This is a genomic window from uncultured Abiotrophia sp., assembly GCF_938010525.1.
GTDB lineage: Bacteria > Bacillota > Bacilli > Lactobacillales > Aerococcaceae > Abiotrophia.
This window is the reverse complement of record NZ_CALLVK010000004.1, coordinates 57,434-81,008: the sequence shown is the minus strand read 5'-3', so window position 1 is coordinate 81,008 and position 23,575 is coordinate 57,434. Positions and strand designations below refer to the sequence as shown.

Sequence of the window (23,575 nt, the reverse complement as noted above, 5' to 3'; positions counted from 1 at the left end):
ACCTTCAAGTGTCAGCTGGCTTATTTGAAGGCGAAAAGTAATGCGATAACGACCGCAATGATAGGCACGGCTTCAATCAGACCGACACCCAAGAACATGGTCATCCGTAATTTACCTTCCAATTCTGGTTGGCGAGCGATTGATTCGATGGTCTTAGAAATAACCATCCCGTTCCCGATTGATGCCCCTAATGCAGCGAAGGCAACAGCGATTGCAGCAGCGATTGCGTAATCCATAATATATCTCCTTTAATCAATAAATATAGTCAGTTTATTCGTGTTCCGTCTCAACCTTATGGGACATGTAAACCATGGTTAAGGTGACGAAGATGTAGGCTTGAATGGAACCTACAAAGAGTGAGAATCCTTGCCAAATAATTTGGATCAGAATCCCAACAGGCCAAGTGACTAGACCGGCAGAGGTTGCCAAGTTAGCAATCAAGCCCAGTAGGACTTCACCCGCGAAGATGTTCCCGTAGAGCCGTAAGGCCAGGGTAATCGTGTTGGTGAACTCTTCAATGATTTTCAAAGGAATCATGGCCTTCATTGGCTTGGTATAGCCGTTAATCAGGTAACCCTTGAACCCTTGTTTCTCTACCCCGATATAATGGGAGAGCAGAATCATTAAGGCCGCCATGGACAAGCAGACGATTGGGTCAGCCGTCGGGCTACGCCAATAGGAATGTTCGCCATAGTTAAGCATGAATGGTAAGCCTAGCATGTTAGCCACAAAAACAAACAACAACAATGTCAGCCCAAGTAGCTGGTACATTTGAGCATTGGGATCCGTAATGGCCCCACCCACGATACCGCGGACAAAGTCGATGATGGTTTCTAGGAACAGTTGCGGTTTACCCGGTTGGTCAACCGACAGTTTACGCGTACACCAAACGCACAAGCCCCATATCAGGAGCACTGTCGCAATGGTCGCCAGCACTGTATTCCAACTGAAGGCTAAGCCAAAGAGTTCAAATATGCGTGATTCTTCCACACGTCTTCCCTTCTTTCCTCCATTGTATTTTTTGTGCGTTCGTAAGAGATTGACTACAATTCCATAGAAAAGCACACATTATTACTCTACTATATCACTTTCAAATCTGCTTGACAATTCAAGTGACCGCTTCCAATTAACGAATTTTAGTCTTTGAATTTTTTATAAAATATTTGTTCATTTAACATTTCGATACTAGGTGTCTAAACGCTTGATATATGGACCCTATGCCCCATAAAAAGACACTAAAAATACATTTGTTTCCAGAGCCTCCTATCTATAGTTTTTTCTTATAGATAGGAGCTAATGACCTCCTATTTGGACGACCAAAAAAGGCGAACTCACCAGGGAGTCGCCTCTTGGCTTCTAAGCCGTCTAGCTCACAGGCTAATTGGCTTATAAGTATTGTGCTAGAATAGCTTCTAACTTAGCTTGGTCATGGTAGCCGATGAGTTTTTCAACGGGCTGACCATCTTTCTTAACCAAGAGTGTTGGAATAGACATGACGCCAAACTCTTGAGCTACTTTTTGCTCTTCATCTACGTTCATCTTGAAGAATTCTACTTGACCGTCATATTTTTCGCTGAGCGCATCGATTACTGGCCCTTGCATACGACAAGGCCCACACCATGGTGCCCAAAAGTCAACAACGGTTACGCCTTCTGCAGTTGAAGTTAAAAATTCAGCATCTGTTAAATGTTTTGCCATAATACAGACTCCCCTTTTGCTTGTGATACTCCTATTGTATCACTGGACTGTGAGGACGCCTATTTTTTTGCTCACTACTTGAAATATACGATGGTTGAACCATTACCACCCGCATTGGCTGGCGAGTATTCGAAGCGGTCAACCTGAGGATGTTTGGCTAGGACTTCCTTAACTCCCTGTCTCAGCGCACCGGTCCCCTTACCATGAATAATGGTGACCATAGGATGGTTAGACAGTAGCGCCGCATCAAGGTATTGGCGCAGACGATAGAGGGCTTGCTCATAGCGTTCGCCCCGCAGGTCCAAGCTAGTTTGCACCTTGGGTCCTGCTTGGCGGTGGACATTGACCTTGGTCTTAGTCTCCACTTGATTGAGCGGTTCTAGTTCTTCCTGCTCAAACTTCATCTTAAGAATCCCCATTTGGACAATGTATTCCTTGCCCTTGACTTCAATAATCGTCCCGCGTTGGCCATAGCTTAAGACCTCCACATCGTCCCCTACCTTGAGTTGACGGTTGTTCTTAGCCTTCTTAAGGACCTTATTCTTCTTGAGATTTTCGGGTTGCTTGAGTTGCTCGAAGCTAGCTCGTTTTTCAATCAAGACATGCTCCTTGATGGTCTGATTTTGACCTTGTTCTAACTGCAAGTCACGAATCTCTTGAATCAAGGCTTCGGCTTGGGCCTGAGCCTGGGCAACCTTGGCATTAGCTTCTTGCTTGGCCTTGTCTTGCAGGCGCTCCTTGGCTTCTAGCCAGCGATTGTATTCATGTCGCAAATCGGCATGTAGCTGTTGGGCCTCTTCCAGCAAGTCTTGGGCTGCTTCATGGTCTAACTCAGCCTGACGCCGTTCTTCTTCCAGCTTAGCCACCATGTCATTAAGGGCCTGGCTGTCTTCCTTAATCCCTTTACGGGCTTCTTCCAATATACTTGGATTCAAACCCAGACGCCCTGAAATATCAAAGGCGTTAGACCGGCCCGGCACCCCTAGCAAGAGACGATAGGTTGGCGACAGGGTCTGGGCATCGAATTCCATGCTAGCATTGAGGGTATTAGCGGTCTCGTGTGCATAGAGTTTGAGCTCAGGATAGTGGGTGGTTGCCATGACTAGGGTCCCGATTTTACGCAAATGGTTGAGGATGGCCATGGCCAGGAGGGCCCCTTCTTGAGGGTCCGTCCCGGAACCCAACTCGTCAAAGAGGACCAAGGACCGGTCGGTCACCTGATTCAAGATGCTGACAATATTGGTCATGTGGGAACTAAAAGTGGACAGGTTCTGTTCAATAGATTGCTCATCTCCGATATCGGCATAGACGGCATCGAAAATACCCAGACGACTGCCCGCCTCAGCCGGGATATGGAGACCTGACTGGCCCATTAACTGCAAGAGACCCAGCGTCTTAAGCAAAATGGTCTTCCCACCTGTGTTAGGACCCGTAATGATTAGGGCCTGATAGTGTTCACCCAGAATAATGTCATTAGCTACAATCTTGTCCGCGGCAATTAGCGGATGACGAGCCTGATAGATAGCCACGATTTGCTGATCCGAGAATTTTGGTCGAGTGGCTTCTAGCGACTTGGCATAGTGGGCGCGGGCTTGGATATAGTCCAGGTGAGCCACAACCCACTCGTTGCGCTTGAGTTCTTCTTGATAAGGCATGAGGGCCTCAGACAGAGCCATTAAAATCCGTTCAATTTCTTGGCGTTCGGCTCGTTGCAATTCAGCTCGCTTGTTGTTAAGCTCCATGACAGCCTGGGGCTCAATATAGAGGGTCTGCCCCGTTGAAGACTGGTCGTGGACGGTACCCCCAAATTGATGCTTGTACTCGGCCTTGACCGGCAAGACATAGCGGTCATTCCGCATAGTGACCAAAGCATCAGACAATTGGCTGGCCTTAGACTTAAGCAATTGGTTAAGTTGCAGGCGGATTTGCTGCTCCATCTGGCCTTGTTGGCGACGGATGCTAGCTAGCAGAACCGAAGCCGATGAAAGGACCGATCCATCTTCGTCAATGGCTTGGGCTAGCTCTGCTTCAATTTCTGGCAAGGTCACCACTTGGTAGACCCAGGCCGTAAGGGCTGGATAGGTTTTCTCTTCGGCTGCCAACTGGTCGAAGAACTTCATGAGTTGATGAATGGTCGATAGAAGCTTGGCAATGCCGGCCAGTTCCTGGCCATTAAGGCTGGCGCCTAATTCCAAGCGTTTAAGTGCCATGTCGATATTGACTAGGCGTGGAATCGGTAATACTTTTCCTTGCATCAAAATACCGAGCGCTTGCTCGGTTTCTGACTGCCATGTTTGAATCATGTCCAGCTGGTCGCTAGGCGCCATGGCTTGAACCAGGCGCTCAGCCGACTCGGTCTGGAGATAATGTTGCACGGCTTGTTTGATTTTACCGAATTCCAAGGTGCTAAAAATCTTCTGATCAGTCACCTTGAATTCCTCCTTTTATGTTAACGGTTGTTGTGATTATTTGGATTGGCCTGGAGCCAGAGGCGGTTGGCCATATCAGATAAGACAGGTGTTTGAGACACGACCCGATAAGCAATCGGGTTATTAACAAATTGTTGTTGAACGCCTTCTAGCGGTACCAAGGATAAGGTAAAGAGCGAGAAGAAAATCCAGATATAGGCGATAAGGACACTAATCAGCCCGCCCCCGATGTGGTTAGCCCATTTGAAAACTTCATAGAAGGCTAACTTACGGAAGAAGAGGCTAATAAACTCGGTCACTAACCAACCTGCCACCACAATGGCAATATAGGCCACGACCCGATAGAAGGCCTGGTCGATGACGAAGCTAGTGGCTTGATCATAGAAGGTCATCTGGGTATTCTGTTGAACCGAGGGGAAAGGAATAAAGTTAGAGATAAAACGTGCCAATGGTTGATAGTGGCGATTAGCTATGGTCATTGCAATGATAAACCCAATCAGACGCACCACTTGCATGACCAAGCCACGGCGATAACCGCGGTAGAAGGCATAGATAAGAATCAAGAGCATGAGTAAGGTTAACATGAAGGATTTCCTCCTTAATTACATTCTGTATTACTTTCTGGTAAAGGGAACCTGAGGGCTGGCCTTCTTAGGCTCGGCTACTGTAGACTTAGGGGCCTGAGCTTGAGCGCTGCCCTTGGCTTGTAGGCTTTGGAGCTGAGCTTCCAATTCCGCAATGCGTTGTTCCTTAACTAGTTGATCAGATAAGGCATTGACCGACATGAGGATGGCCCGATCGCGTGCCGACATGTCAGGGGCTAACTCGGCTAACTGAGCCAATTGGCTGTTAACTAATTCTACCACCTGATTGAGGTGAGTCGCTGAGCGATTTCCCACAATCGTATATTCGGTACCTTCAATTACGGCGCGGAAACGTCGTTTATTTTCCATGAGCAGTCACTCCTTAGCTTGATTAACCTTAGTGTATCAAAAAATAAGTACAAAAGAAACTAAAAGCAATTCTGCCAATAAGTCTCTCTGACTGGGCAAAAGGGTCATGACAAGGACTGAGAAATTGTGTATACTGATAAGCGTTGAAAACAAGGAGGAAGAGACCATGACGGCATTATGGAAAGGACGACTTTATACGATTTTGGGGGCAGCCTCTTGGGGCCTATCGGGAGTCTGCGGTCAGTACTTGATGCAGACAGCCCAAATTCCGGCTCGGATTGTCGTCTCAATCCGAATGTTACTAGCAGGTCTCATTATGACGACCTATCTCTTAGCCTGTCAGCGGCCCCAGCTCAAAGCGCTAAGCCAAGATAAGCGCAGCCTAGTCCAGCTAGTCATCTTCGCTATCTTTGGCATTGTCCTCTGTCAGCTCACCTATCTGGAAGCCATTGGTGCCTCCAATGCCGGGACAGCCACTGTCCTTCAATATACTAGCCCTATTCTGGTCATTGCCTATGTCAGCCTCAAGACCCGCCAGGCTCCAACTGGCCAACTGCTGGCTGCTATTGCTTTGGCCATTCTGGGCACAGCTCTGATTGCCACTCATGGCGACATTACCAGCCTCAGCCTAACACCGGCTGGCCTAAGTTGGGGCTTAGTGGCTGCTGTCGGCTACGCCCTCTACACGGTCTTGCCAGCTGACCTCTTACAGCGCCACAATGCCACCTTGGTGACTGGCTTAGGCTTACTACTAGGCGGTGCTAGCCTCTTCCTGGCTAACCAGACCTGGACCTATCCAATTGACTGGCAACCTCTGACGATTCTTGCCATGGCAGGCTTAGTGGTAGTCGGTACCCTCTTTGCCTACACCCTCTTCCTTAAAGGAGTAGCCTTGGTGGGGCCTATGGAAGCCTCTCTCCTAGGGGCTTCAGAGCCCATCTCGGCCGTCTTCTTCGCCTACTTATTGATGAGCGAGCACTTCTACCTGATTGATTTATTGGGCATGATCCTCATTATCGCGGCAGTTGTCTGGGTCTCCCTACATCCCAAGGCGGCGCCACATCCCGTTAATAACTAAGAAATAAAAGCGACCTGCTTACTTGGCTAGTAAACAGGTCGCTATTCTTTTGCCTCTAGCCTACTTAAGCTTGCGAGCTAGGGCCAGGGCTTTTTCCGTATTCTTGAAGTGGAGCTTGGCCGTTTCCCTCAAAACATCAGGACCAAACTTTTTAATGAGCTTGGCCGCAAAAGCATCGACATTGGCACCCGCCCCTGATGGCAGGACCACATCATAAGGCGCCCCGAAGGTGGTTAGGGACTCCAGGAACCAGGCCCGGGCTATAATAGAGGCGCAGGCTACTGCCAAGTGGGCACTCTCCCCTTTCTCAGCGAAATAGAGGCCCTTGGTCAGGGGATGAGCTTCCTTCTTAAGGTAGTTAAAATAGTTCTGAGGACTGGTAAACTCATCAATCAGAACCCCTTGCAGGGCCAACTTCTGGCGAGCAGACAGCTTGGCTAAGAGCTTCTGAATAGTGAAGTTATGGAGGCTGACCTTAATGGCATTGGCATTGCGGGTCTTGTTGGCCTCGTTATACTTGGCTGGCGAGCAAATGGTTAACTCATGGGTCAGAACTTGACGTAACTTAGGAGCTAATTCCAGAATCTGGGCATCCGACAGGAGTTTAGAATCCTTAACACCCAAGCCTTCAATCTTGGCCCGGTCGCCGGCATCTAAGTAGACGGCGCAGACCGTCAATGCTCCAAAGTAGGAGCCGTTGCCCACCTCGTCGCTGCCGATAATGGTCCAGTTGGCGAAGTCATTAGGCAGGTGGTTGTGATTGGCTGTTTTGGTCTTTGCAGAACTAGCGCTTTTTTTGGTGCTTGGCGAAGAAGACGCCTGCCCCTGCCAGCGGGTTACTTGAGCTTCCACATCCTTGCCCTGGAAGAGGACCTTACCACTGGCATAGACTGTAATGGTGACGCCGTCGACTTGGGCGCGGAATTCACTATGAGGCACCGGATCTAGCAGGTAGTCGGCGTAGCTCGCTTTCATTTGGGCGCGGGTGGCTGCGTCCAGTTGGAGGGTGACAGAGGCCATGGGCAGGCTCCTTTCAAATATTGCATTGAATTTTTCAGAATTAAAGAGTTGCCAATTCTATAATTTAACCGGTAATCTCTTACCTAATATATTATCCACACCATCTTTACTTAAAACCATTTCCATTTCTAAACAACATAAAAATAATACCGACTTACCCTATTCATAAAAATAGAGTCAAAGCATCTATCACTTTGATTCTTTAGGATGTATTATTTCTTTTCTCTAAAGTATAAATACAAAGTAACCGAAGAAGAGATAGAGATAATGAATCCTAAAATTATAATCATAAAAATTGTGAAATGCGAAGGAATTCCTTTTTTATTTAGCGCACCCCAAAGATACCTTATAGCTATCATGTAGACAAAAAAGATAATGAGAGCTACAATCAAGTATACAATCAAGTATACAATCAAGTAAATAAACTTTTTGGAGCTCTTTCTAGCATTTTGACTCTGCTCATGTTTTTCTTTCCACTTTTCTACTAATTTATCTACATTATCCTGGCTAGCCCCCTGGAATCTAACTGCCCCACTCTGAAACGCTGTGATAGTAACACCATTCACTTTAGCAAAAAATACAGAATGTTCAACTGGATCTTGTAAATATTGTTCATAATATTTTTTCATTCTTTGGATTTCTTCCAATTTTAATGTGATACTCTTTTCTACCATTTAATTTTCACCTCACCATACTCAGCTGTTAAAGAAAATGTACTTTCTCATTTTTACACTATTGAATTATTCTTATTTAATCTTACAATGGTATTATACGGTATTCCAAAGCATAAGTAAATCATTCGCTTAATGAAGTGTTCATTCTGAATTACTAAAGAGGTATTTTATGATTCCTGAGTTATTACAACAATTACATGATGCTAACTCACTTCCTTCGTAAATCGCTTGCATAAGCGCTATAATACAAGCTTCTTGATAGGCACGTACCTAAAAAAACACGATAAAAGCAAAAAAGCGACCTGCTTACTCACTCGCAAACAGATCGCTATTCTTTTGCCTCTAGCCTACTTAAGCTTGCGCGCTAGGGCCAGGGCTTTTTCCGTATTTTTGAAGTGGAGCTTGGCAGTGTCTCTCAAGACATCGGGACCGAACTTTTTAATGAGCTTGGCTGCAAAAGCATCCACATTGGCGCCTGCCCCTGCCAGCGGGCTACCTGGACATCCACGTTCTTACCTTGGAAGAGGACGTTACCACTGGCATAGGCTGTAATGGTGACGCCGTTGACTTGGGCGCGGAATTCACTATGAGGCACAGGATCTAGCAGGTAGTCGGCGTAGCTTGCTTTCATTTGGGCGCGGGCAGCTGCGTTCAGTTGGAGGGTGACAGAGGCCATGGGCAGGCTCCTTTCTATATTAGGTAATCTCTTCTAGTATTTTACCTAGCAAAAAACACGCCGTCAACCGGCGTGTTTACTTATAGGCTAGGATTAGCCTAATTTGTTGTAGTATTCAACGACGAGGGCTTCGTCGATTTCAGCGTTAAGTTCGCTACGTTCTGGTAAGCGAGTCAAAGTCCCTTCGAAAGCAGCTGCATCGTAAGAAACGAAGTCTAAACGAGAAACAGTGTTTTCCAAAGCTTCCTTGATGATTGCTAAGTCGCGAGAAGATTCACGCAAACCAATCACTTGACCTGGTGTTACCAAGTAAGAAGGAATGTCCACACGCTTGCCGTCAACAGTCACGTGACCGTGGTTTACTAATTGACGAGCTTGACGACGAGTGGTAGCAAAACCTAAACGGTATACCAAGTTGTCCAAACGAGTTTCCAATAAAGCCATGAAGTTTTCACCGTGTTTACCGGTTTTGATCTTACCAGCTTTGCGGAACAAGGTCGCGAATTGACGCTCGTTCATGCCGTAAGTGTGGCGTAATTTTTGTTTTTCTTGTAATTGCAAACCATACTCAGAGATTTTCTTACGTTGGTTGCCGTGTTGACCTGGTGCGTAGTTACGACGTGCTAACTCTTTACCAGTTTCAGATAATGAGATGCCTAAGCGGCGAGATAATTTCCAAGATGGACCTGTGTAACGAGACATTCTTGAATTCCTCCAATAAAATAGATTTTTGTTTGGAGTAAAATAATCCTAAAAAACCGAATGCGTGCAGGTGATGTGAGGCGTTCGCTTTTCTGCAGCCGCAGTTACTAACCTACCCCAAGGGGGCAATCAACTGTTGACGCGCTTTCCTTTTTTATGCTGCATTATTTTACACTCTTACGATTATAGCAAATTCTTCTGGCGCTGACAAGTCTTGTCGCGCAAATATTTTTGCCTAGCTGCTCCTATTTAAAGTCACAAGACTCTAGGTGGTCATTCACAATTCCGACTGCCTGCATAAAGGCATAAACCGTGGTCGACCCCACGAATTTGAAGCCCCGCTTCTGCAGGTCTTTACTCATTTTATCCGACAAGTCTGACTTAACTGGCACCTGGTCTATTGAAGTCCAGTGATTGATAAGGGGCTGACCCTGGACAAAGCTCCAAATATAGTTAGAAAAAGAGCCAAACTCCTTAGAAACCGCAAGGTAGGCTTGGGCATTGGTCGTGACGGCCTTAATCTTCAGGCGATTACGTACCACACCAGGATCAGCTAACAAGGCCTCCCATTTGGCTTCATCATACTCGGCCACTACTTGAGGCACAAAATCATCATAGGCTTGGCAGAGAGTCTCCATCTTAGACAAAATGGTTAACCAGCTGAGGCCAGCTTGCATACCTTCAAGAATCAGCATCTTAAAGAGATAATGGTCGTCATAAGAGGGCACGCCCCATTCGGTGTCATGATAGTGAGTCTCCAAAGCATGCTTGGTGGCCCAATCACATCGTTTCATTAGATAACCTCTCCCATACGCTCCAAGAGTTCCATGACCAAGCTAGCAGATTCCTTACCAGCTAAGAGAATGAACTCATCGAAAGTGATGTTAGCTTGATCATCGGCAGAGTCCGAGATGGCCCGAATGACCACACAAGGTGTCTTGAGCACATAGGCCGCTTGGGCAATGGCGGCTGACTCCATTTCACAGGCTAAGGCCTGAGGGAAATTTGCCTTGATAGGGGCCTGTTGGCTTGGTCCCGCTACGAAGGCATCGCCTGAGACAATCAGGCCACGATAGACCAGCTTGCCCTTGGCTTGGTAGAGTTGGGCTGCCAAGTCTGATAGGGCTGAGTGGGTCTCATAGGCTGCTGGCATGCCGGCCATTTGACCGATTTGATAGCCAAATGCTGTCACATCCGCATCATGATGGCGCAGTTGATCTGCTACCACCACGTCCCCTACCTTGAGGCCGTGGCCCAGGGCGCCGGCGCTCCCGGTGTTGATGACTAGGTCCACATCAAAAAGCTGCTTGAGCAAGGTCACCGTCATGGCGGCATTGACCTTACCAATCCCGGATTGGACCAAGACTACCTCCTGGCCAGAGAGTTGACCTTGGTAGAAGGTGTAGCCAGCCACAACTTGCTCTGATTCCTGCTGGAGGGCTTGTTTGAGTAGGCGGATTTCTTCTTCCATGGCGCCAATAAGTCCGATTTTCATAGATTAACTCCTTCTTCTAATTAAAATACAAACATAATCACCATGACAATGAGTAGCAAGACAGCTACCAGTATCAGGGCATTATTAAGGAAACGATCCAGTCGCAGGCTATAAGGTCCCTTGACTTTAGGGGGCTTGCTAGCAGGCGCGGGCTCTTCTTCATATTCGTCATATTCGTCGTATTCTTCATTTTCCTTATATGCCACATAGGCCTGATGCGCATCATAGTCGTAGCCCTCATCCTCATAAGTCTCAGTCCCATAAGATGAATCTTCATAAGCGGAATAGTCTTGATAATGGGACGCTTGCGGAATTTCCTCAACTTCATGATAGGCATAGGGATCTTCTTGCCAATTCTTACTAGAGTAGACCTGAGTTTGGCCCAAGTCCTGGTCTTGGTCTTCTAGGGCTGGCCAATCCACTTGTTTGCTTTCTTGGCTGGCGCCCCCCTTGACATAGTCTTCATATTCCCGTCGGTGCTTGTCCTTGCCGTGGTAGCGGGACATGCGCGTTTCGGTCTCAGGCATGCAAGCCACCTCCTCCTAACCAGAGTTGGAGAGCGTAGAGGGTCTTAAGGTCAATAATTTGTCCTTGGTCCAGTAGATTTTGGACTTGCTGACGTGTCATTTCAAAAAGTTCAATGCCCTCATCATCATCCTGAGGCAGTGGATTCTCGACTGAGACCAGACCATGGGCATAATAGAGGGTTAACTTCTCGTCTAGGAAGCCTGGCGAGGCATAGAAGTCGCCCAGATTCTGCCAGTGGGCTGCCTGATAGGTGGTTTCTTCTTCTAACTCACGCTTGGCACCTTCTAGGGGCTGGTCCTGATCGCCTTTATCCAGAATACCAGCTGGAATTTCATAGGTATCAGAATCGATTGCCGCCCGGTACTGCTTGACCAAGAGGACCTTGTCTTCAGGCGTGACGGCTAGAATGGCCACCGCCGGTTTCTTATGGATAAGCTCACGCTCGACCACCTGGCCTTGGTCCAATCTTACCTGATTAAGGTAGGTTTGCAGAATGACGCCATCAAAGATTAACTGGGTCGACACCATGCGGGATGATTGATTAAAGCTGACTTCATTGGCTGCAATTTTCATAGAGCAGACCTCCTTTTACTACTTGACTCTAGCATAGCCTCTCCCCTGCCATAAAGCAAGAAAAAGGCCACGGCTTAAGTCTTACTTAAAAATAGGCCTCAAGTCCGATACACAAGTCCAGGTCCTGTGCTACAATAGAGACAGTAAAACGAATAAGGAGGTTTTGAATATGTGGTTACCAAGTCAATTAATGATTATCAGTCCTTTGATTATCACTTCCCTTGTCCTCCACCTAGCTTATCGAAACTTAGATTTCTCCAGCCGTTTGGCAGCATATAAAAAAAGTATTCAACGTCGTGCCGGTCTTGGCATCGGCCTACTCTTCGTCTTGAATTTTATCTTCAGAGACTTATTTGGCGGAGGCTATGGCTTAGCCACACGTCTAGTCCTGGCTTTCGTCCTCTATGGACTGGGCCTGCTAATCCTAACCACTGGCTTCCAACAGATTAATAAGCTCAAACCTGCTGACTGGGTCCGCTACTTCTTCTATATTGGCATTGCATGCACCATTCTGGCTGTCAATGCCATTGTCTCGGGCAACCATTTAGACTTTGAATGGATCTTCGCTCTCATCTTCCTAGAGCTCTTCGGCTTGGCCTGTGTGACCGGCTTGGTAGTTCTAGCCAAGTTTGCCGGACCTAGCGAGGAAGACCCCTATAAGACTTCTGTCACACGCACAAGCAACAACAAGGTCCAACACTACCGCCAAGCAGGTCTGTCGGACCAAGAAATTCAATTCTTACGCCAACAACTGGCCACTGCCAAGCCTCAAATCCAAAGCATCGAGCAGGAGTTCAACCAAAACGCTAAGCTCCGCACTCTGGAAGTTCGCTACAATACCGTTAAGGTCTGCCAAAATTACTTCAAGGACATCGTCAATCAGCCTAAACGCCTGGTCGAAGCCAGTGACTTCCTCTATAAGTACCTGCCTTCCCTAGAAGATATTCTTAAGAAGTATAACGAAATTAACGGCCACGTTGCCAAGAACAAGCAAACCTACATGATTTTGGAAAAATCAGCGGCTACCATTGAGAAGCTCTGCCAATCCATTAACGATGCCTATGTCCACTTCCACCAGGAAGATCTCAAGGCCATGGAAGATGAGCTCTATGTAGCTAATCGTACCCTCAAGAGCCAAGAAGCGCTCCAATCAGATGAAAGTGTTGAAGATATCATTAACCTTGGAAAGGATGAAGCCTAATGTCACAACGTCCCGATTTATTTGAAGAAATGCAAGCCCATACACCTAAAACCAGTACGGTAGAAGACTTGCTGGATAATCCCTTCGACCTAGAAGAGGCGCCTAGCCCTGCCTCCCCTCACAATGACCTAGTGGATGCGGAAATGATGGCTAAGCGGGCTGTTACCACTGAGAAGCTAATCGACCGCCTGCCAGAGCATCGCCAGCAACAGGCTTATGATTTGGCTAAGCAGATTGACGAGCAGAATATGAGTGCTGTCATCGCCTACGGCTCCAATGCCCAGAAGAAACTGAGTGAGTTCTCCCATGGCATGCTCAACAAGGTCCAACTCAAGGATACAGGTGAAATTGCCGACGTCCTAACCGACCTCATGCACCAACTGGAATCTTCTAACCCGCGTGACTTAACGGCCTCTCCTAATATCTTCCAAAAATTCTTTGGTAAGATTAAGGCTTCTATCGCTGAAACGCAAGCCCGCTACCAGAAGATTGGCACTGCCATTGACCGCGTAGCTATCCGCTTAGAACGCGAGAAGAATGAGCTGCTCAACGACAACCTCATGTTGGAACAGCTCTATCAGAAGAACAAGGACTACTTCGAAGCCCTCAACATCTACATCGCAGCCGGCGAACTTAAGATGCAGGAATTGCAAGAAGAGATTATCCCCGCGGCTATCGAAAAGGCCAAGGCTTCCGGTGACCAAATGGACGTCCAAACCGTCAACGACCTCAACCAATTCCTAGACCGCCTGGACAAACGGACCCACGACCTGCGCCTAACCCGCCAAATGACGGTCCAACAAGCGCCACAAATCCGTATGATCCAAAATACCAACCAGGCCCTAGCTGAGAAGATTCAAGTCTCCGTCCACACGGCCATTCCGCTCTGGGAGAACCAGGTCATGATTGCCTTGACCCTACTTCGTCAGCAAAATGCCGCGGTTAGCCAACGCCAAGTCTCCCAAACCACTAACGACTTGCTCAAACGTAATGCCGACATGCTCAAACAATCGGCTATTGATACAGCCCGCGAATCCGAACGAGGTGTGATTGATATTGAGACCTTACAACATACTCAAAATAGTTTGATTGAAACCATCGAACAAACCCTGGAAATCCAACGCGAAGGACGTCGACAACGTCAAATCGCCGAACAGGAACTCCAGCTCATGGAAGGTCAGTTGCGTGATAAGCTCATGGCAATCTCCAACGAACAACAAGCCTACCTAGAAGAATAATTTAGATTCCCCCCGGACAGGAAGTCAGCTTCCTGTCCTTTTTCTATTCCTTGCCCTCTTGTAAGAAAATGAAAAGGGGCATATAATAGAAGTAGAGAGAGAGGAAAGGACTCGCTATATGTTTAATGAATTATTTAATGACAAGCAACAAGCCCTCTATTTATTCGACGCCCAGCGTCAGGCCTTTGCCTTAATTCCAGAGCAAAAGCGCCCCATCTACCTAGCCTGCCATCATCGCAACTTCTTGATTCTGGTTGTCTTCGCCATGATTTCGCTTGCGCCTGATAGCTCCATCTGGCTCAATTTAGCCATTTGCGCCGGTCTCTATGGCCTCATGACCTGGTACTACCTGACCAAGTTGACGCCAAGAGCTGACTGGCAAAGTCTGACTGCTGACCTTCCGGTCTATCCGACCTTCTACAAGCGTTTTGACTTATCCAAGATCAAGCTCAACATCAGTCTCTTTGTCTTGGTCTTATTGGCCGTTCTGATTGGTATCAGCCAACGGGTGAGCCAATCCCTGGTCCTGGAAATTCTGCTAGCTCTGGCCATCGCCTATGAAGCCCTACGTCAGATTCTGATCTTCCTGGCCTTACGCCAGAATCCCCTGCCCCCAATTTCAAGCAAGCAAGTCAGTCCAAGACTCAAAAGCCAAGTTCTCAAGAAAAAGAAAAAGTAGGTGATTCTCATGTCTGCCCTATTCAGCCTTATTCCTATCTGTCTGCTGATTTTTGCCGGCTATCTCTACTGGTTCCGCGACCACATTGTCACACTCTTAGAATTAAGTTCCCATCGGGAAATCGTCATTCTCAGCGTGGCCTATGCCTGTCTGGCTCTCTTGGGGATTGTCTTAGTAGTGCTCAAGCAATTTGAATGGTTGTTGGGCCTCCTCATCCTAGTCTCCATCCTCAGTGCCGTCTTAAGCTTGGTTCTGACTCGCTTTATGAAATAATTTGGCTAGATAGCCCACCTAAGTGCTTGACTTGAGGTGGGCTATTTTTATGACCATTTGCCTTATAGGACATGATTTGAAGCCCTTTTCAAAGAGTGGTATAATAGTTGCATAGTTAAGTGTCATTTTCAGAATGATTTGCACTTGCTAGAGAAAGGAAGATGATTATGAGTCATACATGGCTCCGGAAACTTCTGCTATCCGGACTTAGTCTCTGCCTCCTAACAGCTGGTCTCCCAGGGACAGCTCATGCCCAAGAGAGCAATTCACCCCCACCAACTGCCGAAGACAAAAACATTTTCGGTGAAAAAACGGCGGTTTATGGCAATGAAGATGCCGGCTATCTGCAAATTCCTCTACGCTTTGTACCAGTCGAAGGCCAAAGCAAGGACGAACAGGCCTACCGCTTCCGCGATGAAGCCAGTGGCCAAGAAATCGTCTGGGGTATTCGCGATGTTAAGGCTCCTACTGACGACAAAATTCCTCAAGACTTCAAAGACCTGTCACCCGTCTATTGGATTGGCTTCCTCAATTTGCGCGAGCGGATTGGTGAAGGTGGTAGCAACAATATGGGAGAATTTGCGACCGTCAATAATTTGACCTTCTACCATGTCGCGACTACCCTACCTGACCGGTCCGAATCTACTTTCTACTATCTCCGCCTTAACAATAAGGAAGATGTCATTCTACTCACCATCACCGGACCTGACCGGGCTGCCATAGATAAACTAGCCCCTATTATGTTTACCTGGTCTCCAACCAAGTATGAATAGAAAGGAGCCTGACCATGAAACTTAGAAAAAAATTCTGGCGTGGCCTCCTGATTAGCTTGACCTTGGTATTAATAGGGCTGGCTGGCCTGACGCCAAGCAGTGTGAAGGCCCAAGATAATAAAGTGCCTGCGGCTCCAACCCTCAATATGGACCAAACCCAACGCGTGGGGACGGACACCATGGGCTATGTCACCATTCCGGCTGACTTTAGCCAGACCAAGGACGAAGAAAAATACAAGGAATGGGCCAATGCCGACGGTAGCATTACGGTCATCTTGCGTTCCCTGGATCCTCATCAGCCAGTAGCAGATGCCCCTGACAACTCGGACGTCTACCTCTATACCATGGGCTATCTGGGTGAGGAAATGGGCAAGCGCAATGCCGGCTATGTAGCTGTCGACCGAATCAAGGCCGATGATCCTAAGGCAGGTATGACGCTCACGGCGACCATCCTACTTGAAATAGATGGCAAAAAAGTCCCTACCCTGATGAATTACAATGTAACCCCTGCTAGCACAGGCGCAAAATTGCTTTTGATTCGCGTCTACAACTTTGATAAGGACAGCATCGACAAATTACTACCTACCCTTACCAAAACTTGGTCTGATACCAAGTAAGTCAACGAAAGGAGTTTCCAATGAAACGATCTATCCCTCTATTAGCTTTGGCTAGCTTAGCCTTGGCCGGTCATTTAGCCTTAACTACAGTGGCTCAAGCTACTGAATCAAGTACTGCAAGTAGCACCAGCCAAGAATCTGCCAAGGAGTCAAGCAAAAACTCATTTTTCAAAAAATCTAACGAATCCCAAGCTAAATCAGTCCAAGTAGGGCTTCCTAATGCCGGCTACTTCAACCTTCCTGGTAATTTCCAAGAGCAAAAAGCTGATACCACGGACAAAACGATTCACTATATTGACAAAGAAAACAAAGAAGAACTCTACATCGATATCCAAGACGTCAAAGAAGGCGACCTGCCTGAAAAATTCAAGAAACTCAAGCCGCTAGACTATATGGCCCACAATGACATGTCCGTCTACGCCTTCAAAGCCCATGGCAAAAAGGTAACAACTGTCCCTGTTAACCTAGGCAAACCTTTTGGTTATGTTTATCAAATTGATGTGACCAAATCAGATGATAGCCGGTCCGTCATCATTGACTTCGCCCATCCTGATGATGCCAACCGTATCGTGCGCTTGACCTTCTTCAGCTCTAATGAAGAATCCCTTAAAAACTTAGTTAAGCACTTAGAAAAATGGCAAGCTAAGCCAGCCAACTAGTAGAAAGGATGAATCACATGACTAAAAAATTATTGAAAAGCGTCCTCTTAAGTTTGGCTTTGGCTACTAGCTTAGCGCCAACTACTATCTTAGCCGAAGAACAAAGTCAGCAGGACAACACTTCTTCCGTTGAGTCTATCTCTAAGCTGCGCGAAGAAGCCAAGAAAGAAGTTTACAATGAAGGCAAATCCCAACGTGTTGGGAGCGATCTAACAGGTTGGGTCAATGTGCCAGAAGATTTTAAAGAGTTGACTAAATACAAGGAGGAATATGAAGGTAGACTGCTTCAATATGACCGCAATAACGAAGATGTCGTGGTCACCCTTGAGCAATTAGATCCTTATAACCGTGAAGACCTGATTTCATTCATGAAAAAATCCAGTGACGTGGAGCTACATGCTTTGGACAAGGTGTCCCATGTTAATTCCACTCTGACCCCATACTTTATCGAAATTACCAAGACTAAATTGCCTTTTGCTGATGAAGCCATCAGGATTCAGGCAAAATATGGGCCAAACGATAATCCCGACTTATCCAGCCAAATCGTCTACTATGTCTTCGCACCAAATGACCAAAAAGATAAATATTATGTCATATCAGTCGTTTCTTATATCACAGATGACGCCTTCATCAAGAACCAAGTGGAGCCAGTTATCAAGACTTGGTCACCTACTAAATAAGTCAAAAGCGACCGGCATTGCCGGCCGCTTTTTTGTTGGGTGAAGTTTCTGGCTTTTCTCTAGTTTTCAGGCCTTTTTCCCGGCTTCTGACCCAGCTAGTGGTCCACTCTCCAAAGTGGACCACTGGCTCCTGACTTTCCCCCGGTTTTCGGGCCTTTTCACGGTTTCTGGCCGAGCTAGTGGTCCACTCTTCAAAGTGGACCACTGGCTCCTGACTTTCTCCCGGTTTTCGGCCCTTTTTCCCGGTTTCTGACCGAGCTAGTGGTCCACTCTTCAAAGTGGGCCACTGGCTCTTGACTTTCTCCCGGTTTCCGGCCTTTTTCCTAGTTTCCGGCCGAGCTAGTGGTCCACTCTTTAAAGTGGACCACTAGCTCTTGGCTTCTCCCCAGTTTTCGGCCCTTTTGCCAGGTTTACGGCCTGACTCTTGCCTTTCCTCAGAAGCAAAACAAAAAAGAGACCAGATTCAAAGAATCTCAGCCTCTCTCTTATTTTTATGCCCAGTGGGCGATAATTTCCAAACCAAAGTGGTCACTGACAAGTGGCCCCCGTTGGCCGTCTAAGACAACTCGGTAGCTGTCGACCACAAAGTCTTGGCTTAAGAAGGCCAAGTCAATTCGCAGTTGGTCCACATTGCCTTCCCAGCCGTCAATGGCTTTCTCGACAGTGAACTCGCCTTCTTTTTCCTTAGCCACTAGGAAAGCATCCTGGAGCTTAAGGTCACTGGCAACAATCAAATCATAGCCTTCCTGGCGCTTGCCAGCCGGATTGTTGAAGTCACCCATCAAAATCAATGGCAACTCAGCATGTCCACGTAGGATGGTTTCCGTCTTCTTCCATTCATAGCCAAAGCTAATATCACTGTCAGGATCCCACCAGGAGAAATGGCCACTAGCCACTTGCAGGGATCGCTCCCCAATCTGGGTTTGCGCCCGTAAGAGGACTCGGGTGTGATAGTCCGTCCGATCTTGGATGGCAGAAACCCAATAAGCGTCTGGCTGCATTGGCTCTTTAGACAAGATGGCCACACCCTCATCATAGCGATCAAAGCCAATGTGGGCATCTGCCCAGGCCCAGTAGTAGGCCTTGCCAGCTTGGCGCAAGCCTTCTACTAAGAGACGGGCAAAGTTATCTTCCTTAATGGAACGTTGCTTAGCCACCGGACAGAAGTAAGCATCTGGCTCCCAGAGAGGCGCCGTCATGGTTTGATTGACTTCTTGAAGGGTAATCAGGTCATAATCGCCTGCCAGAATAAAGTCAATCAACTCCCCTAGCTTGCGCTCCTGCTCTACTTCAATCCAACTATGGGTATTGAGGTCCAATAATTTCATAATTTACCTCCTATGAAAAAAAGGTCAAAGAGTGGTGCGAGCCACTCTTTCAACCTTTTGAAATGATTAATGACTTAAAGCGTCTTGGATGTCTGATTTGAGGACATCGGCTTTTGGACCGTAGATAGCTTGTACCCCAGTGTCTTTGAGGACTAAGCCCATAGCACCAGCTTTCTTCCAAGCTTCTTCAGAACCAACCTTGCTTTGATCCTTAACAGAGACACGTAGACGGGTCATGCAGGCGTCAACATCCACGATGTTTTCGCGACCACCTAAAAGTTCAATGATGGTGGTTACTTGTTCATCAGCTGGTTTTGCTTCACCTGAATCTTTGCTGTCAGTTGTACCGGAATCGTAGTTACCGTTACGGCCTGGAGTTGCAAAGTTAAACTTCTTAATCATGAAGTCAGCAATGAAGTACATAATCACCGCAAAGGCTACAGTCGTGATGACAAAGCGAACTAAGTCCATAGCCAAGCCTGCTTGAATAGTCATTGGTGTACGAGTTAAGAGCTCGATAGAACCGAAGGAGTGAACACGTAATGGCCAGATATCTGCCATAGCGAAGGATGCCCCTTGAACCACTGAATATACCAAGTATAATGGCATTGCGGCGAACATGAAGAGGAACTCGATTGGCTCGGTTACCCCTGTTAAGAAGACAGCCAAGCAGATAGAGATAAACATGGTGCGGTATTCAGCCATTTTATCCTTGTCCACATTGCGGTACATAGCGTAAGCCAAGCCCATGAGGGTCCCCATAGAACCAATCATTTGACCTACTTTGAAACGAGCTGGAGTCCAGTTCTTCAAGATGTAGTCGACTTGAGACATGTCGCCAATGTTGCGGAAGTGAGCTAAGTCAGATGCCCATGCTAACCAGAGTGGGTCTTGACCGCGAACGATTTCACCAATCTTGTCACCAGACAGGATTTGGTAAACCCCACCTAAGTCGGTGTAGTTGATTGGGATTGTTAACATGTGGTGGAGACCGAATGGTAAGAGCAGACGCTCCAAGGTCCCGAAGACAAATGGTGAAACAATTGGTGCAGAGTCTTGCGAAGTTGCAATCCAGAGACCAAAGTTGTTAATCCCGATTTGGATAAATGGCCATACAACTGCCATTACTAAAGAAGTAATCACTGACCATAAGATAATAACAAACGGTACGAAACGTTTCCCGTTGAAGAAGGCCAAGGCATCAGGCAACTTACGGAAGTTGTAGTACTTGTTGTAGGCGTTAGCCCCTAAGAAACCTGAGATAATCCCAACGAATACCCCCATGTTAAGTGCAGGTGCACCCAACACGCTGGTGAAGAAACCTTTAACCATGATTGGGGTACCAAACAAGGTATGGGTGGTAGAAGCTTCATCTAAGAGCATCTTGTCGCTCACGTTGAAGACTGCACCCGTAATACGGTTAATGAGGATGAAGGCCAAACCTGCTGCGAAGGCACCGCCCGCACGGTCCTTAGCCCAGTTCCCCCCGATCGCAAGCGCGAAGAGAATGTGCAAGTTAACAATGATTGCCCAACCGATGTTTTCTAAGACACCACCGGTAGTAACTAAAAATGGAATAGACCCAAAGCTAATCGCTAAGGTTTTCCCGATACTGATCATAAGACCAGCTGCTGGCATAACGGCAATAACGACCATGAGGGCTTTACCGAACTTTTGCCAGAACTCAAAACTCAAGAATTTTTTCATCTTGTGTCTCCTTTCTATAAGTGCTAATTGTCTCTCTACCCTTCGCACATGTTGTCGGAATCTCAAGTTGGCAAAGTGACAATCAATAATAATGACATGAAGATTCCAACACGTACTTACACTTATATATTAGCGTTTTCAAGTCTAAAAGTAAAGCTCATAAAGGGAAAGATTTACGATTGATATCGGTATCATAAAAACTGATAAATTGCCTGCTGATATGGTGTCAAAAAAGGACTGGGCACCCTGTCCCAGTCCTTGTCATGCTCTTATTATGCTTGTTTTAGGCGCTCAACTTCGCGAGCGATTTCCATTTCTTCGTTAGTTGGTACGTTAAGGACGGTAACCTTAGCACCTTCTGGTGAGATGATGGCTTCTTTACGCGTGTTGTTACGTTCAGTATCAATGTCACAGCCGAAAACAGTGATGCCTTTGATGACTTCCTCACGGATTTGGATAGAGTTCTCCCCAATCCCAGCAGTGAAGACAATGGCATCTACCCCGTTCATAACCGCAATGTATTGACCAATGTATTTTTGGATACGGTTGACGAAGATATCATGAGCTAATTGGGCACGTTCGTTGCCTTCACTAGCTGCTGATAAGATGTCACGCATATCGCTTGATACGCCAGAGATCCCTAAGAGACCTGACTTCTTGTTAAGGATGTTAACCATTTCAGCTACATCGCTAATGCCTAATTTTTGCATAACGAAGGCTACTAAGGATGCGTCGATATCCCCAGTACGAGTCCCCATGGTTAAACCTGCTAATGGTGTGAAGCCCATAGAAGTATCAACAGAGATTCCGCCGTCTACAGCGGTGATAGAAGCCCCATTCCCTAAGTGGCAGGTAATAATCTTGAGGTCTTTGATGTCTTTGCCCATCATTTCAGCTGCACGACGTGCTACGTAGTGGTGGCTAGTCCCGTGCGCCCCGTATTTACGAGCCTTGAATTTTTCATAGTACTCGTATGGTAAGCTGTAGAGGTAGTTAACCGCTGGCATGGTTGTATGGAAAGAAGTATCGAAGACAGCTGCCATGGTGATTTCTGGTAAGCGTTCTTTGAAGGCGCGCATTACCGCAGCTTCCGCTGGGTTGTGGAGCGGTGCAAATTCGCCTAAGTCAGCCACTTGTTGGATGACCTCATCATTGATTAAGGCAGATTCCTTGAAGAGTTCGCCCCCTGCTACGACACGATGACCAGCCCCAGTGATTTCGTGGTAGTCTTTAACAATCCCTAATTCGGTTAAGTGTTCGAATAAGAGTTCAACTGCCCGGTCGTGGGTCGCAATCTCTTCTACAAGTTCAAATTTTTGGTCGTCGCCATACTCGATCGCAAAGATTGAGTTATCCAAACCAATCCGCTCTACCAAACCTTTTGCAACTACCGTTTCTTGTGGCATTTCAATTAATTGGAACTTCAAGCTTGAAGAACCAGCGTTAATCGCCATTGTTTTTGACATGGTCTTAATCGCTCCATTCTGAGTTTTAAATAATCGATACTCCTATTATAGCACCCTTGGCAAGCCTTTGCATAGAAAAGACATTAGAAAAACGCAAAAAAGTCAACTTTTTTCCCTTGAATCTATTTGCCTAGAAATTTATAATGGGAACATAAGGTAAATACGTTTTCAATTCGCATTAAGGAGGTAATAAGAATGCGACGATTTATTAAGCTTATTTTGGCCTTAGGTTTGGTGCTAGGACTGACCCTACCTCTCAGCCAAGCATCCGCCCAAGATGATTACATCTATGGAGTACCTGTAGAGAATCTTGGCAACCGTACCTATGGACGTCCAAATGTAGATTTAGGACAAAACCCTGATAACTTCCAACTCGATGCTGCAAACAGCACCTTGATTTCTAACTCTGCAAGATACTCCGTCAGTTTCGAACAAATTCCGACCCAAACCATTCAACTGCAATCGGCTTACCCTGAAGAAGGGATTCGGACCATCTATGTCAATACTCGGGTAACAGTTAATACTGACCCAAGCAATGGGCTAGCCATTCGTGGTCATCAATTCTACCTCTTCTATAACAAATTTGGGACCATTTCCCTGGCTTTCCCTAAATTAGCTTCCAATACCCTTCAAAAACCAGATCCAGCTACGCCTTATGTTGAGTACTTGGAGTCTGGTACCAAAAAACCTGACTACAATACTGTCCAAGCCGTACCGGCAGATCAAGCCCCTTACCGGGTGGACACCAAAAACTTAAGCCCATTGACCTATCACAAACAAGCTGTCAATGCGCCAAGTGATTACAGCCTTGAGTTCACCAACTACACCATGTCCTTCAACTACCTCAACGATAGCAAGCAAAACACCTATCGCTTCCAAGTAGTTGATGGTCCAACCAAAGAAATTCGGGTCTACTCGGCTGATGGTTCTGGTATCCGGACGGTCAAGGTCAACACTCGCCTCATTCCTCAAGCCATTGTCAATGGCAATGAGCGCCAATTCGGTTATACCTACTACCTCTTCCACAACAAAAATGGCACCATCTCCTTAGTCACACCTAACTTCGCCGGCAATTACGGCCAAGGTGAAGAAGATGTCATGTTAGAATATGTTGTCAATCCATAAGAT

26 protein-coding genes and 1 pseudogene are annotated in these 23,575 nt (G+C 46.8%); 10 read left to right on the top strand and 17 right to left on the bottom strand.

Annotation, left to right across the window (positions count from 1 at the left end):
- Positions 1 to 20 precede the first annotated feature (20 nt).
- From atpE to zapA, 6 genes are all read right to left on the bottom strand, one after another.
- Positions 21 to 236, bottom strand: coding sequence for a F0F1 ATP synthase subunit C (atpE, locus tag Q0339_RS00755; protein WP_023391924.1), 216 nt, complete (start codon positions 234 to 236; stop codon positions 21 to 23).
- Between the two features lie 34 nt (positions 237 to 270).
- Positions 271 to 990, bottom strand: coding sequence for a F0F1 ATP synthase subunit A (gene atpB, locus Q0339_RS00750; protein ID WP_070755101.1), 720 nt, complete (start codon positions 988 to 990; stop codon positions 271 to 273).
- A 396-nt stretch (positions 991 to 1,386) separates the two neighbouring features.
- Positions 1,387 to 1,698 (bottom strand): thioredoxin, encoded by a 312-nt coding sequence (trxA, locus tag Q0339_RS00745; RefSeq protein ID WP_298076864.1) that lies wholly within the window; start codon positions 1,696 to 1,698, stop codon positions 1,387 to 1,389.
- 74 nt (positions 1,699 to 1,772) lie between these two features.
- Positions 1,773 to 4,127 (bottom strand): endonuclease MutS2, encoded by a 2,355-nt coding sequence (locus tag Q0339_RS00740; RefSeq protein ID WP_298076863.1) that lies wholly within the window; start codon positions 4,125 to 4,127, stop codon positions 1,773 to 1,775.
- A gap of 20 nt (positions 4,128 to 4,147) precedes the next feature.
- Positions 4,148 to 4,711 carry a CvpA family protein gene (locus Q0339_RS00735; RefSeq protein ID WP_298076862.1) on the bottom strand — a complete coding sequence of 188 codons (564 nt, stop codon included), beginning with the start codon at positions 4,709 to 4,711 and terminating at the stop codon, positions 4,148 to 4,150.
- A 30-nt stretch (positions 4,712 to 4,741) separates the two neighbouring features.
- Positions 4,742 to 5,080 carry a cell division protein ZapA gene (gene zapA / locus Q0339_RS00730; protein WP_298076861.1) on the bottom strand — a complete coding sequence of 113 codons (339 nt, stop codon included), beginning with the start codon at positions 5,078 to 5,080 and terminating at the stop codon, positions 4,742 to 4,744.
- A 166-nt stretch (positions 5,081 to 5,246) separates the two neighbouring features.
- On the opposite strand from zapA, the gene Q0339_RS00725 reads away from it, so the two are divergent.
- Positions 5,247 to 6,158: a DMT family transporter gene (locus Q0339_RS00725; RefSeq protein ID WP_298076859.1), complete on the top strand. Its 912-nt coding sequence runs from the start codon at positions 5,247 to 5,249 to the stop codon at positions 6,156 to 6,158.
- Between the two features lie 60 nt (positions 6,159 to 6,218).
- Here Q0339_RS00725 and rnhC read toward each other — a convergent pair whose 3' ends face one another.
- From rnhC to Q0339_RS00685, 8 genes are all read right to left on the bottom strand, one after another.
- Positions 6,219 to 7,178 (bottom strand): ribonuclease HIII, encoded by a 960-nt coding sequence (rnhC, locus tag Q0339_RS00720; RefSeq protein ID WP_298076858.1) that lies wholly within the window; start codon positions 7,176 to 7,178, stop codon positions 6,219 to 6,221.
- A 212-nt stretch (positions 7,179 to 7,390) separates the two neighbouring features.
- Entirely contained in the window at positions 7,391 to 7,852 is a 462-nt protein-coding gene (locus Q0339_RS00715; RefSeq protein WP_298076857.1) for a DUF3378 domain-containing protein, read from the bottom strand.
- A 415-nt stretch (positions 7,853 to 8,267) separates the two neighbouring features.
- A complete protein-coding gene (locus tag Q0339_RS00710) occupies positions 8,268 to 8,528 on the bottom strand; it encodes a DUF3378 domain-containing protein (RefSeq protein WP_298076856.1) in 261 nt (86 codons plus the stop codon).
- Positions 8,529 to 8,621: 93 nt separating this feature from the next.
- On the bottom strand, positions 8,622 to 9,230 hold the full coding sequence (gene rpsD, locus Q0339_RS00705) for a 30S ribosomal protein S4 (protein WP_023391913.1): 609 nt from the start codon (positions 9,228 to 9,230) through the stop codon (positions 8,622 to 8,624).
- A gap of 245 nt (positions 9,231 to 9,475) precedes the next feature.
- Entirely contained in the window at positions 9,476 to 10,024 is a 549-nt protein-coding gene (locus tag Q0339_RS00700; RefSeq protein WP_298076855.1) for a DNA-3-methyladenine glycosylase I, read from the bottom strand.
- Positions 10,024 to 10,725 carry a 5'-methylthioadenosine/adenosylhomocysteine nucleosidase gene (locus Q0339_RS00695; RefSeq protein WP_298076854.1) on the bottom strand — a complete coding sequence of 234 codons (702 nt, stop codon included), beginning with the start codon at positions 10,723 to 10,725 and terminating at the stop codon, positions 10,024 to 10,026. Before Q0339_RS00695 ends, Q0339_RS00700 begins: the two co-directional genes overlap by 1 nt.
- Before the next feature lie 20 nt (positions 10,726 to 10,745).
- Positions 10,746 to 11,252 carry a hypothetical protein gene (locus tag Q0339_RS00690; protein ID WP_298076853.1) on the bottom strand — a complete coding sequence of 169 codons (507 nt, stop codon included), beginning with the start codon at positions 11,250 to 11,252 and terminating at the stop codon, positions 10,746 to 10,748.
- Complete coding sequence (locus Q0339_RS00685) at positions 11,245 to 11,826, bottom strand: NUDIX hydrolase (RefSeq protein WP_298076852.1); 582 nt, start codon at positions 11,824 to 11,826, stop codon at positions 11,245 to 11,247. The genes Q0339_RS00690 and Q0339_RS00685 overlap by 8 nt, the downstream gene beginning before the upstream one ends.
- A gap of 169 nt (positions 11,827 to 11,995) precedes the next feature.
- Between Q0339_RS00685 and Q0339_RS00680 the strand changes: the two genes are divergently transcribed.
- The 8 genes from Q0339_RS00680 to Q0339_RS00645 all read left to right on the top strand — a co-directional run bounded on the left by Q0339_RS00680 (position 11,996) and on the right by Q0339_RS00645 (position 17,946).
- Entirely contained in the window at positions 11,996 to 13,027 is a 1,032-nt protein-coding gene (locus tag Q0339_RS00680) for a 5-bromo-4-chloroindolyl phosphate hydrolysis family protein (protein ID WP_298076850.1), read from the top strand.
- The gene (locus Q0339_RS00675; RefSeq protein ID WP_298076849.1) at positions 13,027 to 14,265 is read left to right on the top strand and encodes a toxic anion resistance protein; all 1,239 of its coding nucleotides are present in this window, start codon (positions 13,027 to 13,029) and stop codon (positions 14,263 to 14,265) included. The genes Q0339_RS00680 and Q0339_RS00675 overlap by 1 nt, the downstream gene beginning before the upstream one ends.
- Before the next feature lie 118 nt (positions 14,266 to 14,383).
- On the top strand, positions 14,384 to 14,944 hold the full coding sequence (locus tag Q0339_RS00670; RefSeq protein WP_298076848.1) for a hypothetical protein: 561 nt from the start codon (positions 14,384 to 14,386) through the stop codon (positions 14,942 to 14,944).
- A gap of 9 nt (positions 14,945 to 14,953) precedes the next feature.
- Positions 14,954 to 15,217: a hypothetical protein gene (locus Q0339_RS00665; protein ID WP_298076847.1), complete on the top strand. Its 264-nt coding sequence runs from the start codon at positions 14,954 to 14,956 to the stop codon at positions 15,215 to 15,217.
- A gap of 167 nt (positions 15,218 to 15,384) precedes the next feature.
- The gene (locus tag Q0339_RS00660) at positions 15,385 to 15,990 is read left to right on the top strand and encodes a hypothetical protein (RefSeq protein ID WP_298076846.1); all 606 of its coding nucleotides are present in this window, start codon (positions 15,385 to 15,387) and stop codon (positions 15,988 to 15,990) included.
- A gap of 14 nt (positions 15,991 to 16,004) precedes the next feature.
- On the top strand, positions 16,005 to 16,607 hold the full coding sequence (locus tag Q0339_RS00655) for a hypothetical protein (RefSeq protein ID WP_298076845.1): 603 nt from the start codon (positions 16,005 to 16,007) through the stop codon (positions 16,605 to 16,607).
- A 20-nt stretch (positions 16,608 to 16,627) separates the two neighbouring features.
- On the top strand, positions 16,628 to 17,266 hold the full coding sequence (locus tag Q0339_RS00650) for a hypothetical protein (RefSeq protein WP_298076844.1): 639 nt from the start codon (positions 16,628 to 16,630) through the stop codon (positions 17,264 to 17,266).
- A 17-nt stretch (positions 17,267 to 17,283) separates the two neighbouring features.
- On the top strand, positions 17,284 to 17,946 hold the full coding sequence (locus tag Q0339_RS00645) for a hypothetical protein (protein WP_298076843.1): 663 nt from the start codon (positions 17,284 to 17,286) through the stop codon (positions 17,944 to 17,946).
- A 491-nt stretch (positions 17,947 to 18,437) separates the two neighbouring features.
- Here Q0339_RS00645 and Q0339_RS00640 read toward each other — a convergent pair whose 3' ends face one another.
- The 3 genes and pseudogenes from Q0339_RS00640 to Q0339_RS00630 all read right to left on the bottom strand — a co-directional run bounded on the left by Q0339_RS00640 (position 18,438) and on the right by Q0339_RS00630 (position 22,447).
- Positions 18,438 to 19,274 (bottom strand): endonuclease/exonuclease/phosphatase family protein, encoded by an 837-nt coding sequence (locus tag Q0339_RS00640; RefSeq protein WP_298076842.1) that lies wholly within the window; start codon positions 19,272 to 19,274, stop codon positions 18,438 to 18,440.
- Positions 19,275 to 19,355: 81 nt separating this feature from the next.
- Positions 19,356 to 20,981, bottom strand: a pseudogene (locus Q0339_RS00635) (PTS transporter subunit IIBC); the annotation flags it as partial.
- Positions 20,982 to 21,253: 272 nt separating this feature from the next.
- Entirely contained in the window at positions 21,254 to 22,447 is a 1,194-nt protein-coding gene (locus tag Q0339_RS00630) for an acetate kinase (RefSeq protein ID WP_298076841.1), read from the bottom strand.
- 195 nt (positions 22,448 to 22,642) lie between these two features.
- Here Q0339_RS00630 and Q0339_RS00625 point away from each other — a divergent pair, with 195 nt between their 5' ends.
- Complete coding sequence (locus Q0339_RS00625) at positions 22,643 to 23,572, top strand: hypothetical protein (RefSeq protein ID WP_298076840.1); 930 nt, start codon at positions 22,643 to 22,645, stop codon at positions 23,570 to 23,572.
- The last annotated feature ends 3 nt before the right edge of the window (positions 23,573 to 23,575 follow it).